General features: G+C 56.3%; 12 protein-coding genes. 7 read left to right on the plus strand and 5 right to left on the minus strand.

Going from position 1 to position 15,085, the window contains the following annotated elements; genetic code table 11:
• The first annotated feature begins 3 nt into the window (after positions 1 to 3).
• From WJU22_RS11870 to WJU22_RS11890, 5 genes are all read left to right on the plus strand, one after another.
• The gene (locus WJU22_RS11870; RefSeq protein ID WP_341843448.1) at positions 4 to 1,500 is read left to right on the plus strand and encodes a DUF5691 domain-containing protein; all 1,497 of its coding nucleotides are present in this window, start codon (positions 4 to 6) and stop codon (positions 1,498 to 1,500) included.
• A 19-nt stretch (positions 1,501 to 1,519) separates the two neighbouring features.
• Positions 1,520 to 2,599 carry an ATP-binding protein gene (locus WJU22_RS11875; protein WP_341843449.1) on the plus strand — a complete coding sequence of 360 codons (1,080 nt, stop codon included), beginning with the start codon at positions 1,520 to 1,522 and terminating at the stop codon, positions 2,597 to 2,599.
• Positions 2,600 to 2,610: 11 nt separating this feature from the next.
• Entirely contained in the window at positions 2,611 to 4,836 is a 2,226-nt protein-coding gene (locus tag WJU22_RS11880) for a DUF5682 family protein (protein WP_341843450.1), read from the plus strand.
• Positions 4,833 to 5,972, plus strand: coding sequence for a VWA domain-containing protein (locus WJU22_RS11885; RefSeq protein WP_341843451.1), 1,140 nt, complete (start codon positions 4,833 to 4,835; stop codon positions 5,970 to 5,972). The genes WJU22_RS11880 and WJU22_RS11885 overlap by 4 nt, the downstream gene beginning before the upstream one ends.
• A gap of 92 nt (positions 5,973 to 6,064) precedes the next feature.
• On the plus strand, positions 6,065 to 6,598 hold the full coding sequence (locus WJU22_RS11890) for an OmpA family protein (protein ID WP_341843452.1): 534 nt from the start codon (positions 6,065 to 6,067) through the stop codon (positions 6,596 to 6,598).
• Positions 6,599 to 6,629: 31 nt separating this feature from the next.
• On the opposite strand, the gene WJU22_RS11895 is transcribed toward WJU22_RS11890, so the two are convergent.
• A complete protein-coding gene (locus tag WJU22_RS11895; protein WP_341843453.1) occupies positions 6,630 to 7,199 on the minus strand; it encodes a pentapeptide repeat-containing protein in 570 nt (189 codons plus the stop codon).
• Positions 7,200 to 7,399: 200 nt separating this feature from the next.
• Here WJU22_RS11895 and WJU22_RS11900 point away from each other — a divergent pair, with 200 nt between their 5' ends.
• Positions 7,400 to 10,513 carry a chondroitinase-B domain-containing protein gene (locus tag WJU22_RS11900; RefSeq protein WP_341843454.1) on the plus strand — a complete coding sequence of 1,038 codons (3,114 nt, stop codon included), beginning with the start codon at positions 7,400 to 7,402 and terminating at the stop codon, positions 10,511 to 10,513.
• 66 nt (positions 10,514 to 10,579) lie between these two features.
• Here the strand turns inward: WJU22_RS11900 and WJU22_RS11905 are convergent, their stop codons facing one another.
• From WJU22_RS11905 to WJU22_RS11920, 4 genes are all read right to left on the minus strand, one after another.
• A complete protein-coding gene (locus WJU22_RS11905; RefSeq protein WP_341843455.1) occupies positions 10,580 to 11,449 on the minus strand; it encodes an ester cyclase in 870 nt (289 codons plus the stop codon).
• 60 nt (positions 11,450 to 11,509) lie between these two features.
• Positions 11,510 to 12,283 (minus strand): helix-turn-helix transcriptional regulator, encoded by a 774-nt coding sequence (locus WJU22_RS11910; RefSeq protein ID WP_341843456.1) that lies wholly within the window; start codon positions 12,281 to 12,283, stop codon positions 11,510 to 11,512.
• 92 nt (positions 12,284 to 12,375) lie between these two features.
• The gene (locus WJU22_RS11915; protein WP_341843457.1) at positions 12,376 to 13,209 is read right to left on the minus strand and encodes a sensor histidine kinase; all 834 of its coding nucleotides are present in this window, start codon (positions 13,207 to 13,209) and stop codon (positions 12,376 to 12,378) included.
• Between the two features lie 127 nt (positions 13,210 to 13,336).
• Positions 13,337 to 13,975: a response regulator transcription factor gene (locus WJU22_RS11920; protein ID WP_341843458.1), complete on the minus strand. Its 639-nt coding sequence runs from the start codon at positions 13,973 to 13,975 to the stop codon at positions 13,337 to 13,339.
• A 175-nt stretch (positions 13,976 to 14,150) separates the two neighbouring features.
• Between WJU22_RS11920 and WJU22_RS11925 the strand changes: the two genes are divergently transcribed.
• Positions 14,151 to 15,035, plus strand: coding sequence for a hypothetical protein (locus WJU22_RS11925; RefSeq protein ID WP_341843459.1), 885 nt, complete (start codon positions 14,151 to 14,153; stop codon positions 15,033 to 15,035).
• The last annotated feature ends 50 nt before the right edge of the window (positions 15,036 to 15,085 follow it).

The following is a 15,085-nucleotide window of genomic DNA, read 5'->3' on the forward strand; positions in this document are numbered from 1 at the left end:
GACATGCAATCCTGGGATAACATCGTTCAAACGGCGCAACTCGGCACCGAAAAACGGCAGCCTGCTGCGCCTCCGGAACCCTCGCTGGCGGAAGCCGTTTCCGCCGTGCAGCAACATCCGGACATCGACCGCGAAGAAAAATTCCTGCAGTCGGCCGCGCTGGTTTTCAATTTCCGCCAATGCGGCAGGCTTCCTATATCCTACACCGGCGATGGACTGCAACCCGCACCTGCGGAGGAATTGGTGCATTGCAGCCCGGCGGCGCACCAGGCGTTGAAGGACATTTTCATTTTCGAAAGTCCCGGCCTGCTCGCGCTTTGGCTGCAACAGGCGGCGGAAAAGCAAAAGATCGCCCGGCCGGAAGTGCTCCCCGTTTTGCTGGACACCGCCCGGCAGCAACGCGTGCTCCGCCCCATGATCGCACCCGTTCTCGGCCGGCGCGGCAAATGGCTCGCACAGTTCAATCCGGATTGGCAGTTCACAACCGATCTGCCAGACGATGAGTTGTGGGATACCGGCTCGCCGCAACAGCGCAAACAAGTGCTCCTCCGTACCGCCCAATCCGATCCGGCGAAAGCGTTGCAATGGCTGAAGGATACCTGGGGCAAGGAGAACGCCGCCGCGCGGACGGAACTGCTGAAAGACCTGCCCCCGTCACTGTTCGAAGCGGACCTGCCCTGGTTGGAATCCCTGCTGGGAGACAAGAGCCAGAAGGTGAAAGACGAAGCCATTAAAATCCTGCAGCGGATTCCCGCATCATCGCTGGTGCAGCGGTATTGGGAATTATTGAAATCCTGTTTTCAGATAAAGGTCGAAAAGAAGATGCTGGGCTTGTCGTCCCGCAAAATTCTCGATTACAATGAACCCGAATCGTTCGATCCCGGGATTTTCAAACTTGGGATCAACAAAATAAATACGAGCGGCAGCAAAAACGGTATTACGGAAAATACGATGGTCATTTATCAAATGATGCAGTTTATCCCGCCCCACTATTGGGAATCATATTTCGGGGAATCAGCTGAGGAGATCTTCACGCTTTTTTCCAAAGACGAATTCGTGGAAGGATTGTTGCCCGGCATCGGCCTTGCTTTGAGCAAGCACCCTGATGAGAAATGGGCCACCATTTTCGCCAAAGACGAGCGAAGGTATTTTCATGACATCTTGCCAGTTTTAACTGGAAAGATGCGTGAGGAATACATAATCCGGAATTTTCCACATAGTGCCGATCTCGTTATCCGTTTTCTGACGGAGCAGCAACAGGAAGAATGGAGCCTGGAAGTAACGAGGGTGTTCATGCAATATGCGGCCAACAATCATTATACCTGCAATCGCGGTTTCTTCAACAAGCACATTCACCTGTTGCCCATCCGCATCGCCGGGGAGCTCGACAAATTTTCTGCCGACGACGAATACAGTAAAAAAGGCTGGACGGAAATAGCAGGATATGTGCTCCAGTTGCTGTCCATCAAAAGTCAAACCTTACAAGCATTTCAACAATAAACCCTTAACAACAACACATATGTCAGCCATCTTACGCAGCCATGCAGAACAACTCTTCGCGCAAGAACTGGAGGAGCTGCAAAAACAGGACAGCGGCAAGCGCCCCGCCAACTGGAAGTTAACCCCGCAATCTGTTGTCACCTACCTGGTGGGCGGCACCCTGAAAAACGGCATGGAGATCACGCCCAAATACATCGGCAACCGGCGCCTCATGGAAATTGCCGTGGCCACGCTCACCACAGACCGTGCCCTGTTGCTCTACGGCCTTCCCGGCACCGCGAAAAGCTGGGTGAGCGAACATCTCGCCGCCGCCATCAGCGGAGACAGCACCATGATCATCCAGGGAACGGCCGGTACCAGCGAAGAAGCGATCCGTTATGGCTGGAACTATGCGCGGCTGCTGTCTGAAGGCCCGTCGGAACGGGCGCTCGTCGAAACGCCGGTCATGCGGGGCATGAAAGACGGAAAGATCGTCCGCATCGAAGAGCTCACGCGCATCGGCGCCGATGTCCAGGATACGCTCATCACCATCCTGTCCGAAAAAACCTTACCGGTACCCGAACTTAACAGCGAAGTACAGGCGGTGAAAGGCTTCAACGTGATTGCCACGGCCAATAACCGCGACAAAGGCGTGAACGACCTGTCCAGCGCATTGAAGCGCCGTTTCAACACCGTGATCCTGCCTGTTCCCGATAGTATGGACGAGGAGATCGATATCGTGAAGCGCCGGGTGGAAAGTTTCGAGAAAGTAATGGAACTGCCCGCCGAAAAGCCCGCCCTTGAAGAGATCCGCCGCATCGTCACCATCTTCCGCGAGCTCCGCTCCGGCGTTACGCTCGACGGGAAAACGAAGATCAAAGTGCCGTCGGGCACACTGAGCACGGCCGAAGCCATTTCTGTGGTGAACAACGGTTTGTCGATGGCAGGATATTTCGGCGACGGACACCTCAAAGCCGCCGACCTCGCAGCAGGCATCCTGGGCGCTGTGATCAAGGACCCGGTGCAGGATAAGATCGTGTGGCAGGAATACCTCGAAACGGTAGTGAAACCCCGCGAAAACTGGAAGGATATTTACAGGGCTTGCAGAGACCTTGTGTAAAAAAAGCGTTTATGTCGATACATGTTTTAGGCATACGCCACCATGGCCCGGGCTCTGCCGCCAATGTAAAAAGTTTCCTCGAACGGCTGAAACCGGACATCGTGCTGGTGGAAGGGCCGCCGGAAGCAGATGCGCTCCTGCAATGGGCAGACCATGAAGCGCTGCGCCCGCCCGTAGCGATCCTCGCTTTCCAGGCAGACGATATCCGAAAATCGGTGTTCTATCCCTTCGCCACGTTTTCGCCGGAATGGCAGGCCATTCAATACGCGAAACGCAGCAATATTCCCGTTCGGTTCATGGACCTGCCGCTGGTGCATGCCTTTGCGGAAGATCAGCAAGCGGAGAATAGCGTGGAGCTGGAAAATGTGGTGGCGGAAGAAACGGGAACGTTGGAAAGAAAACCGCATCCCATGGAGGAAATGGCCATGGCGGCGGGTTACGCCAGCAGCGACAAATGGTGGGAACATACCTTCGAGCACCGGCGGATGAACGACCAGGTGTTCGATGCCATCGGCGAAGCGATGCAGGCGATGCGCGAATCGCAGCCTTCCCGTAGCGACCGCGAAGAGCAGCTGCGCGAAGCGTATATGCGCAAGATCATCCGCCAGGCGGAAAAGGAAATGTTCACCTCGATCGCCGTGATCTGCGGCGCCTGGCACGCACCGGCGTTGCGGGAAATGCCCCCGGCGAAAGAAGACAATGAATTGCTGAAAAGCTTGCCGAAAGTAAAAGTGGAATGTACCTGGGCCCCCTGGAGCTACAACCGCCTCAGTTATCAGAGCGGCTACGGCGCGGGGATCCAGTCTCCCGGGTGGTACGAACATATCTGGGAGCATCCCGGCGACGATGGCTCGCGCTGGATGACCAACGTGGCCCGGCTTTTCCGCGAAAATAACATGGACACTTCCGTGGCCCACGTCATCGAAGCCGTTCGCCTCGCGGAATCGCTCGCGGCGCTGAGAGGCTTGCCCAAAGCGGGCCTCGAAGAACTGAACGAAGCCACCGTAAGCGTACTTTGCACCGGCGAAAACATCATGATGCAACTCATCAACGAGCAGCTGATCGTGAGCAACAAAATGGGGCAGGTGCCTTCCGAAGTGCCGAAGCCGCCGCTGCAGGTCGATATTGAAAAGTACCAAAAGAAACTCCGCATCCCCGTTACGCCCGATCCCAAAGACCTGCTGCTCGATCTGCGCAAGGAAGGCGACCTCGAAAAGAGCGTGTTCCTGCACCGTTTACAGCTGCTGGGGCTCACCTGGGCGCAGAAAACGGAAGTAGGCGGGAAGGGGACGTTCAAGGAACAATGGCGCCTGCAGTGGGACCCCGCGTTCACCATCGAGATCATCGAGAAAGGGATCTGGGGCAACACAGCCGCCGAAGCCGCGGCCAGGTTCGTGACCGGTGAAGCACGCGGATCGGGTAGTTTGCGGACGGTGGCAGCACTGCTGTCAGACACCCTGCCCGCAGAATTGCCCGAAGCGGTGGAAGCGTTGATCGGCATGCTGGGCAACCTGTCTGCCGCCAGCAGCGACGTGATGCAGCTGATGGAAGCGATCCCTTCGCTGGTCAGCGTCAGCCGCTACGGGAACGTCCGGAAAACGGACGCGGCGCTGGTGACGGGCATTGTAACGGGCATGATCACACGGATCTGCATTAGTCTGCCCAACGCCTGCAACGCCGTATCCGACGAAGCCGCGCAAACTTTGCTGGAATTGTTGTACCGGATGAACGATTCGGTGAATTTGTTGCAGCAGGAAATCGCCACGGCAGAATGGCAACAATCGCTCAAGACCGTTTCCGAAGGCCGGCAAACCGCGCCCGTCATCGCCGGGTACAGCACCCGTCTGCTGGCTGATCACCAATTATTGACCGGAGACGCGTTGGTGAAGGTGTTCAATTTCGCCATGTCGAAAGCCTCGGCGCCGGCCACGGCAGCCGCATGGCTGGAGGGTTTCCTCAAAGGCAGCGGCACCCTGCTGCTGCTGGACGCGAACCTTTGGAACGTCGTGAACAGCTGGGTGGCCACGCTCGGAGAAAGCGATTTCACGGAAGTACTGCCGCTGCTGCGGAGAACGTTCGCGCATTTCACGCATCCCGAACGGAGAAAATTGGGCGAAAAGGTAAAACAGGGCGGAGGCGCCGCCACCGTGCTGCCATCGGGAACAACGGACGAATTTGATTTTGACCGCGGGGCAAAAGGGCTCCCGGTTGTCATGAACTTACTCGGATACAAATGAACAACGAATTCAATCTCCGCAAATGGCGCATGATCCTCGGCGGTGGACAAAACGACGGTACCGGCGTTGAACTGGGCGGCAACGAGCTGCGGATGGACCGTACGCTGGAAGCGCTGTACGACAGTGAGAGAAGCGGTGGCCTGGGGCCTTCGTCGCCCAACGTAAGCCGCTGGCTGGGCGATATCCGTACCTTTTTCCCGAACACGGTGGTGCAGGTGATGCAGCAAGACGCGCTCAAGCGCCTCAACCTCACCCAGATGCTGTTCGAAAAGGAAATGCTGGAAAACGTAACGCCGGATGTGCACCTCGTGGCCACGCTCATGACCCTCAGCCGCGTGATCCCCGATAAAACGAAAGACACCGCGCGGCAGGTGGTCAGGAAAGTCGTGGACGAACTGATGCGGAAACTGCAGCATCCCATGCAGCAGGCCGTTTCCGGCAGCCTCAACCGCAGTATGCGGAACTACCGGCCGCGGCACAACGAAATCAACTGGGACATCACCATCCGCAAAAACCTCCGGCACTACCAACCCGAATTCAAAACTATCATCCCCGAGGTAAAAGTGGGTTACGGCCGCAAAAGGACGGCGCTGAAAGACGTGGTGCTCTGCATCGACCAAAGCGGCTCCATGGGCACATCCGTCGTGTATTCCGGGATATTCGGCTCCGTGATGGCGTCTATCCCCGCCATCAGAACGAAGATGGTCGTGTTCGACACCGCCGTCGCGGATCTTACCGAAGAGCTGACAGACCCCGTGGAACTGCTTTTTGGGGTGCAACTGGGCGGTGGGACCGACATCAATGCCGCGCTTACCTATTGCCGCCAGATCATCACCCGTCCGATGGATACGGTGCTGGTGCTCATTACCGACCTGTACGAAGGCGGGAACGAAGCCGAAATGCGCAAACGCGCGGCCGAGCTCACCGCCGCCGGTGTGCAGGTAGTGGTGTTGCTGGCGCTCAATGATGAAGGCGCCCCGTCCTACGATCACGACAACGCACAATATTTTTCCAGCCTCGGCATTCCCGTGTTCGCCTGCACGCCCGACAAATTCCCCGACCTCATGGCGGCCTCCCTCAGCCGGCAGGATATCGGCAGTTGGGCTGCGAAAGAAGACCTGGCATTGAAAAGGTAACTTATGTAATTACCTCGTCATATGGTTGTTTATTGTCATAACAGATTGATTATTGGGGATTTACATAAATTTGTCCTCAAAATCGCAAGCATATGACCTTACCTGCAGTTAATCTCAGAAGCCTCCTGTTCTTCGTAGCGGCGGCACTGTTAACCTCCTGTGCGGCGTCCAAGAAAGGGACTTCCCATGCTTATATGACCAAGCAGTACAAGGAGCTGAAGAAAGTTTTGAACGAAGCGGATGTTTCCATCCTGAACGACAGCCTGAAAATTATCTTCCCCAACAACGTGATGTTCGCTACCAACTCCGACCAGTTGAAAGACGAAATCAAGCCCACTTTCGGCCGGTTTGCGGAAGTGCTGAACAAGTTCGACAAAACGAAGATCCTGGTGACGGGGTATACAGACAATACCGGCACCGACCAGATCAATAACGACCTGTCCGAAAAACGGGCCGTGAGCGGGAAAAACCAGCTCACCGCCAGCGGCGTTGCGGGCGACAGGCTCTTCACCTGGGGACTGGGATCGCGCCACCCCATCGCAACGAACGATTCGGAAGACGGACGGTCCAAAAACAGACGGATCGAATTCGTGATCCTTTACGACGTCAAACCTGAAAGTAAATAAATGAAAAAGCAGTCCCGCGGGACTGCTTTTTTTATGAGATCTGAATATCGTATTTCCCCAACAACCCCAGTACCCCCGGCACCGAGAACTTCGCTTTTTTGATTTTGTTCCGCTCCGGATCGATGAGGTAATGCTCTGCCGTGCGGAAGTCTGCCTGCTCCAATACCGTATTGCTGAAAACCGCGTTCAGCAGGTCGCAATGCGGGAATGCGGACCCCGTGAGATCGGCGTTCGTGAAATCAGTTTCGCGCAACTGGCAATGGGCGAACGTCGTTTTTTTGATTTTCAGGCCGAAGAAGGATGAACTGGTGAGCGTGCATCGCTCGAAAGTGAACGACAGGTTGAAGGAATTGCATTCGTCGAACCGGAGGCCGAGGAGTTTGCAGTCCTGGAATTTCACGCCGCGCAGCGCCGTTCCCTTGAACTTCGCCAGGGTAAAGTTGCAGCCGGAAAAAGTGCAGTCGATAAAAACGACGTTGACAAGCGGGCTTTCGGAAAAATCGCAGTTCCGGAAAGTACATGCCTCGTATTCGCCGGGCGAGAGTGGCTGCGCGCGATAGTCTTGCCGCTCGAAAGCCTGATCGTAAAATTCGGTTTCCATATCCCTGAAAATTAATCATTTCCTCCAGATCTTGCTGCTGAATTCACTTGACTGCGCTTTTGGGGCCGACCAATGCTCCCCTTAATGACGTCAATTCTCCGTCAATTCCGGTGAAAAAACTATCACTCCACCTCCGATATTTACTGTTATTTAGGAATGCAAACGATTGCATTTATTCACGTTATTGAAAACTTCCACTTATGAAAAGAATTTTACCCCTCGTCGTCCTGTTTTTATGGACGCACACGGCATTGCACGCTGCCATCATCCGCGTGACGTCAATTTCCGCGCTGCAGTCCGCCATTAATGCCGCCGTCCCCGGCGACGTGATCGTGCTGGCTAACGGTGTGTACACCACTACCGGTACGATTACCGTCAACCGCCAGGGCACGGCGGCGCAGCCCATCATCATCGCGGCGGAAACCGTGGGCGGTGTGGAGATCAACGGTGCGGGCGGGTTCCAGGTATTGAGCCCGGCCCGTTACATTACCATCACCGGGTTTATATTCCGTCATGCGGCGGGAAAATCGTCGACCGCTCAGGGCACCGGCTTCGTCCGCCTCATGCATAACGTGTACGAGACGCCCGGTGAAGGCGACAACCTGAACATCCAGGGGAACGATCATGAGCTGTCGTACTGCACGTTCCGCAACAAGCGCGGCCTGGGCCAGTACGTTTCGATCCACGGTTCGGGCAACGGCGGCAGCCAGGTGGCGCAACGGATCTGGGTGCACCACAACTATTTCTACAAGCAGTATCCCGGCGGCGGGAACGGCTCCGAAACCATCCAGTTCGGATTGAGCGGCTACAGCCTTTCTTCGAGCCACAGCGTGGTGGAATACAATCTTTTCGAAGAATGCGACGGGGAGAACGAAGGTATTTCGGTGAAGGCGTCGCACGTAACGTTGCGCTACAATACCATCCGCAACAATCCCGCGCAGTTTACGCTTCGGCATGGGAATTTCTGCCAGGTGTACGGCAATTATTTCATCAAAACGCCGGGCATCCGCATTTTCGGGGATGATCACACCATCCATTCCAATTATTTCGACAGCTGCAGCATCGCCATCAATATCGGGAATGGCAGCGCGGAAGTATCAGAAGGCGGGGCGCTCACCTCGCACGACCGGCCAGACCGGGTATTGATCGCATTCAATACGCTCAACGGCAACGCGCAGAATATCCGCCAGGCCGCGCGCACGGATGGTTTGGGATCCACCTACATCACCGGCGCCTACAACATCATTCAGAACAGTACGTACGATGCGTTGCAGATCGCCGGGCCCAGTACGGGCTCGGTTTGGCGGGGCAACATCCTGCATAATGTGCCGGCCGGTATTTTCCCGGATACTTCTTATACCAATGAAAATCCGCTGCTGGAGCGGGATGAGAACGGCATCTGGCACCTGGCGCAGAACAGTCCTGCCATCGGGAAGGGCGGCGCCGGATATCCGCTGGTGACGGTAGATTTGGATGGTCAGCCCCGCACATCGCCCATGGACGCGGGTGCCGATCAGTTTTCCATAGCGCCGGTGAAAGCCATTCCGCTGGATAGTACCATGGTCGGCTATCTCGCCGGCGGCGACGGACCTCGCGCCGGCATTACCGCTCCTGCGAACGGTGCGCTGATCAAAGCCGGCGATACTGTTTCCATACAGGCGACCGCGATTTCATTTTCCGATACGATCGCAAGGGTTGAATTTTATGTGGATGGGGTGAAGGTAGGGGAGGATTCATCGGCCCCTTATGCATTCGCCTGGACGGCAGTTTATGGTCAACACAGCATTTCGGTGAAGGCATTCGACCGGAAAGGCCGTGAGTCCGCGACTGCGCAATCCCAGGTGACCGTAAACCCTCGCGGCACCGATGTTTCACTGACTTCACCGGTGGCAGGAACGGTTTTCGTTTCGCCGGTATTCATCCAGTTGTCGGCAACAGCTTCCGACAGCCTGGGCGGCATCGTGGCCGTGTCTTTCTACGCAGATACGGCGCTGATCGGAACAGACAGCACGGCGCCCTACGCTTTGCGTTGGTACGGCCCGGCCGCGGGCAATTATTCCGTGACGGCGAAAGCCCTCAACGCATCGGGCCAAACGGCCATCTCCGGCGCATCCGCCATCAAGGTCAGGATCGGCAATATCGATATTACCGACAACGGCGGAACGATCTCCGGTCAATACCCGAACCCTTCCAAACCCACCGAAGACCTGCCTTCGCTCATCGACAACAACCCCGGCACCAAATACTACCGCAGCGGCCGCACGGCGCTCTGGGTACAATACAAATCGACAGAGCCCGCCATCGTTGTGCGTTACACGATCACTTCGGGGAACGACCGTCCCGCCCGCGATCCCCGCGACTGGGCACTCCTCGGCTCCGTCGATTCCCTCAGCTGGGATACGCTCGACGTGCGTGCCGGCGAAACGTTCTCCGGCCGCGGACAGCTGCGCTCCTTCGATGTTGCGGGCAATACGAAAGCTTATGTCTACTATCGTTTCAACATGACGGCAAATAACGGTGAAGGCAACACGCAGTTCGCGGAGTGGGAACTGTTTGAACGGCGGATGCAGTCCATCGTATTCGACAGCATCGGTGAGCGCCGTTACGGAACTGCGCCGTTGCAGCTGGTGGCCGAATCTACGGTCGGGCTGCCGGTCACCTTCTCGGTGGTGGAAGGGCCCGCGGTGCTGGAGGGTTCGCAACTCACTTTCACGGGGCCTGGAACGGTGACGGTGAAAGCCTCCGCCGCCGGGACCGACAACTATTTCCCGGCAGATACCGTGCAGACGTTTACCGTTCTCAAAGGCATCCAAACCATCCAGTTCCCGCCGGTTGCTCCCCGCCTGAAATATGAGACCATTCAGTTGCAGGCCTCCAGCTCCATCGGATTGCCGGTGCGTTTTGCGCTGGTCGACGGCGGTGGGATCCTGAACGGAAATTCGCTGAAACTTACGACCACGGGGATCGTGACGGTGCGCGCGCTGGCAGACAGTACCGCGCTGTATGAATCTGCGTCTGCGGAGCAGGGGATTCTCGTATTGGGGATCGGTTTGATCGCAGACCCCATCGGCATCACGATCTTCCCCAACCCCACGCGCGGCCCCATCACCGTGAAGCTGGACAACAAAAAGAACCGTGGATATGTGTTCCAGGTCATCGACCGGATGGGCAACCAGGTGGCCAGAACGGTGATCCCCCAGGGCCAGGGCGCCACGCAGGTGCAGTTCGACCTTTCTTCACAGATCGATGGTATCTATTTCCTGCATGTGTCTGACGGTGTCGTGAAAACCGTTCGCGCGATCATGAAGTATTGATGCGAGGATCGATTGAATGCAGTAAAGGCGGCTCTTTCCGGGCCGCCTTTACTGTTTTGGATGAGGTTATTCTTCGGTGTTTGCTATCGGTTCGAAAACGCCCCTTTCCATCCTGATCTTCAGTTTTTGCATGAAAGCGGCCGGATCGAAGCCTTCTTTCCGATAAGCTTGCTGAACGGCGGTTTTAGCGGCCTGCAGGGCTTCCGCGTTCTTCCACCGCGCGGTGGTGATGCAGATGAAATCCCCATTTTCGGCCGTGTGGCCGAGCAGTTCATCTTCCAGGAATCCCGGCAGGGTTTTGATGAAATCCCGGTTGATGCGGACGCGCTCCAGGAACGCCTTTTTCGCTGCTGCGGGCACGGTAAACTGGTCGACGAAGCGCACTTCCCCCGGCTGGTTTTTCGCCCGGATCTGCGATTCATCGGCGGGCAGTTGCCGGAGCTGCTGCAGGAATCCCAACCGGTCGTTGAACAAAAATCCGTCTATGACTTTTTCATGTTTGAGCGTGAAAATAGCGATGGCATTGTGGGTGATGTGGAGACCGGTGGCGGAAATGTGCTGAAAATCGCCCGCATGCGTGCCTTTCCATTGCCATTTCACCATCACTTTATCACCCTCCGCGATAAATTCCAGCAGTTGCCACCGGATGTCGGGGAAGGAGCGGATAAGCCCTAGGATGGAGGCTTCGAAGGCTGCCGGGCCTTTCAGCCCGGAGGGACCGGTATATTCGTTCGCCACATATTTCGGCATGTCGGCAAAATGCCGCTCGTTGATCACCTGCTCAAAGAGCTGGCGTACCACCTCTTTGTTGTGTTGTGCGGTACTGGTATCGGTTTGTTCGATGGCGGGGGAGAGGAAATGTTGTGCGGGAGCGGATTCCGGGCTGAGGGAAACCGATAGGGCCAGGCTGGCTGCGGAAAGTATGGTAGTCATCATCTTAGATTTTTTACAAAACTACCTGCAGTGCTGCGGAAGAAATTGTAAAAAATCATTGATTTACCAGCCGCGGGCGGCGCTGAAATACGCTTTCGGGGTTTGACCGGTGAACTGCCTGAAATCGCGTATAAAGTGCGACTGATCGAAGTACCCCGCTTCGTAGGCGGCCTGTGTGAGCGATTCGGTGTCGTGGTAGCGCCCGACGAGGGTATTCAGCCGTACGAGCGCCGCGTATTGCTTCGGCGTAGCGCCCATCCGGGCGCGGAACCGTTTCTCCAGCGGGTCTTGACTGATGTGCAGGGCTTCCGCCAGCGATTTGATGCGCAGGTTGCCGTTTTGCCGTTTGATAAGGGAAGCCGCTTCCAGTACCAATCCGTCTTGCGGGATTTGGGTCAGTTGGCGGAGGAGGAACGTTTCCAGCAGAAAAAGCCGCTGCGGATGCCCGGGGGCTTCGGCCAGCCGTTCCAGCAATGCATGTATTTCGGTGGAAGGGAATATATCCTGCGTATCCACGCTCAACCCGAACAGCTCGTGCGCCGGCAGCCGGGTAAATGCATGGATGGCGCCTTCGCGGCAAACAGCCAGGAGGTTGGATGTTCCTTTTTCGTACCGGAAACCCCGCGCGTTCTTCCGCAAACCGCTGATAACGGAGCCTGGCAACACTTCTGATTTGCTGTCCGATTCCTGCACGATCCGGCCGCCGAACCGGAACGAAAGCACCAGCGAAGTGCCGGGGATCGTTTGGTTGAGGATGTCCGCATCGCTTTCGATCAGGAGGTACTCGCTGATGAAGGGCGCAAGCGGGGCGGAAGGCTGGAATTTCCGGATGGTCATGCCTTAAAATTACGGAATCCGGACGGTTAAAAACAGCGCGACCGTACGAGCATAGCCGTACGGTCGCCGAAAGCAGGATGTCCGGTTACGTGTTAGGGTTGAATGGGGATATCAAACATGAACTGTAGACCGCCGCCGGAATTGCGTTCTACCTGCAGCGGGGTGTTATAGAGTTTCTCCAGCCTTAGGGCGGTGTTGCGGAGCCCTACGCCGGAGCCGAGCATGATTTGATCGAGCGGGCCGCAGAAGCCGGCGCCGGTGTCGCTGACGGTGCAGCGCAGTTTGTTGTTGTGCCGGGCACAGCGGATGGTGATGGCGCCGCCGTCGATGCACGGGCCGATCCCGTGTTTTACGGCGTTTTCCACCAGCGGTTGCAGTAACATCGGGGGGATGCGCATCCCTTGCACCGATGGAGCCGCGTCTATTTCAACATGGAGACGGGAGGAGAAGCGGTGTTGTTCGATCTGGAGGTAGTCGCGTAGGAAGGAAAGCTCCTGGCCCAGGGGCACCAGGTCTGTCCGGGTGGAGTTCAGCGCATACCGGAACGTATCCGCCAGTTGCGCGATGAGCTCCCTGGCGGCTTCCTGTTCGGCAGGCAGGCTGGCGTTCACCCGGTTGAGGGCGTTGAAGAGAAAATGAGGCTGTATCTGCGCTTTCAGGGCCTGTAATTCCGCCTGCAAAGCCTGTTCCTGCAATAAGCGGACTTCCGCTTCCCGGTCGGGGATCCCGGCCACAGTCCGATTTTCACCCGGCATGCGGAGCAGCAGGACGGTGATGGTCACGGCTGCCAGTGCGAGCACGGCTGCGAGCCCGCCGGATGCGCCGCTTTGGTGAACAGTGAAGGCCAGCAATAGCAGCGAAGCCGCGAGCAGTCCGGCGATCATGGTTTGTACAAGAAGGGGGGCTTTCTTTTCTACAAGCAACATGGTCATGAAGTTTCCTCAAAACTACCTGACAACGCAAACGGATTTTTCCGATGTATTACTCGTATTTGAAACTGAGTAATTTTACTTACCCGGAATGGAGGCGGAAAACCGGGAATGGGAAGGTGTATTAGCTGGCGAGCCCCAGTTCCATGGCTTTTCTTACCAGGGCGGCGGTATTTTTCACGTCCAGCTTCTGCATGAGGTTGTAGCGATGGTTTTCTATGGTGCGCACGCTGAGCGACAGCTTGTCGGCGATGTCCTGGTTGCTGCTTCCCTGGGCGATGAACCCCAGTATCTCTTTTTCGCGCCGGGTGAGGGAAGGGGCGTAGCGGCTCGGTTTCCGCTGGATGATCTGCTGGAACATCTGGTCTTTCAATTCCCCATGCACATACTGATCGCCTGCATGCACGGCATCGATCGCTTCGCGGATCTCGCGGCTGCCGGCCGTTTTGAGCAGGTATCCCGCCGCACCGTTCTGAAATGCGGTACGGATGGTATGCTTATCTTCCACATTCGTGAAAATGATGACCCGCGTGTCCGGATAATCGGCCGAAACCCGCCGGCACAGCGCCAACCCGTCTTGCCCCGGCAACTGGATGTCGAGGAAAAGGATGTTGGGCGCGGCAGCCTGCAAACCGTCCAGCAACTGGTCGCCGTTTTGCCAGGCGCCAGACACGGTAACGTCCGGGAAACCCTGCAAAATCATTTGTAAACCATTGAGAATGGCGGGATGATCGTCTACCAGTGCGATAGTAATGCGGTCCATGAGAATCGGTTAGATATGTAATATTAATGGTTTCCCGGGAGATATGAAAGAATTCCCCGCTTACAGCTGTTCTGGCATCAAATATGCATTACCATCCTATATGTTAAACCTGTTGTAACGCGTAAACCCAGACGCATTTACAACGTCTAATTAACAAGAACTAAAACCAGCATGTATGAAACGGATTTTTCTCATCCTGGCTGTGATGACCGCTTTTACGGCCTCTACCCCGTCTCCCGCCTCGGCACAGGTGAACGTGAGTATCAACCTTGGTATTCAGCCCGCCTGGGGCCCCGTGGGTTACGACTACGCGGAGTACTATTACCTTCCTGATATTGACATTTACTATTACATCCCGACGCAGACGTACATCTACTTCGACTTCGGCCGATGGGTCCACACCCGTTATCTGCCGGCCCGTTACGGATATTACGACTTCTACCGGGGTTACAAAGTGGTGATCAACCAGCGCGATCCCTGGAGATTCCATAACCGCTACCGCAGGGAGTATTCACATTACCGGAACAACTATACGCAGATCGTTTGGCGAGACCGCCCCGGCGACCGACGCGAATGGAACGACCGCTGGAGAAACCACCCGGAAGAACGCCGCGAATGGAACAGTCGCCCCGTACAGCGCCGGGTAGATAACGATAATCGCCGCGAATGGACGCGCGACAACGACCGGAACAACGACCGCGACAATAATCGCCGCGAATGGAATCAGAACAACAATAACAATAACAACCGCCCTGCAGAACGCCGCGAATGGAATCAGAACAACAATAACAACAACCGTCCTGCAGAACGCCGCGAATGGAATCAGAACAACAACAATAACAACAACCGTCCTGCAGAACGCCGCGAATGGAATCAGAACAACAACCGCCCGGAACGCCAGGTAACGCCGAACCGCCCCGCCGAACAACGCCGGGAAGTAACGCCGAACCGCCCTGCAGAACGCCAATGGAACAATAACAACGGAAACCGTGGAAACGACCGCAGAGCAGAGCCCGGCAGCCGTGGACACGAGAACAGCCGAGGCCGCGAGCGCGGTTAAGGATATCAGGGGTAATCAGGAATTAAACCTGTAGTGTGTGAGAAAAACCG

This window comes from Chitinophaga caseinilytica, from assembly GCF_038396765.1.
GTDB lineage: Bacteria > Bacteroidota > Bacteroidia > Chitinophagales > Chitinophagaceae > Chitinophaga > Chitinophaga caseinilytica.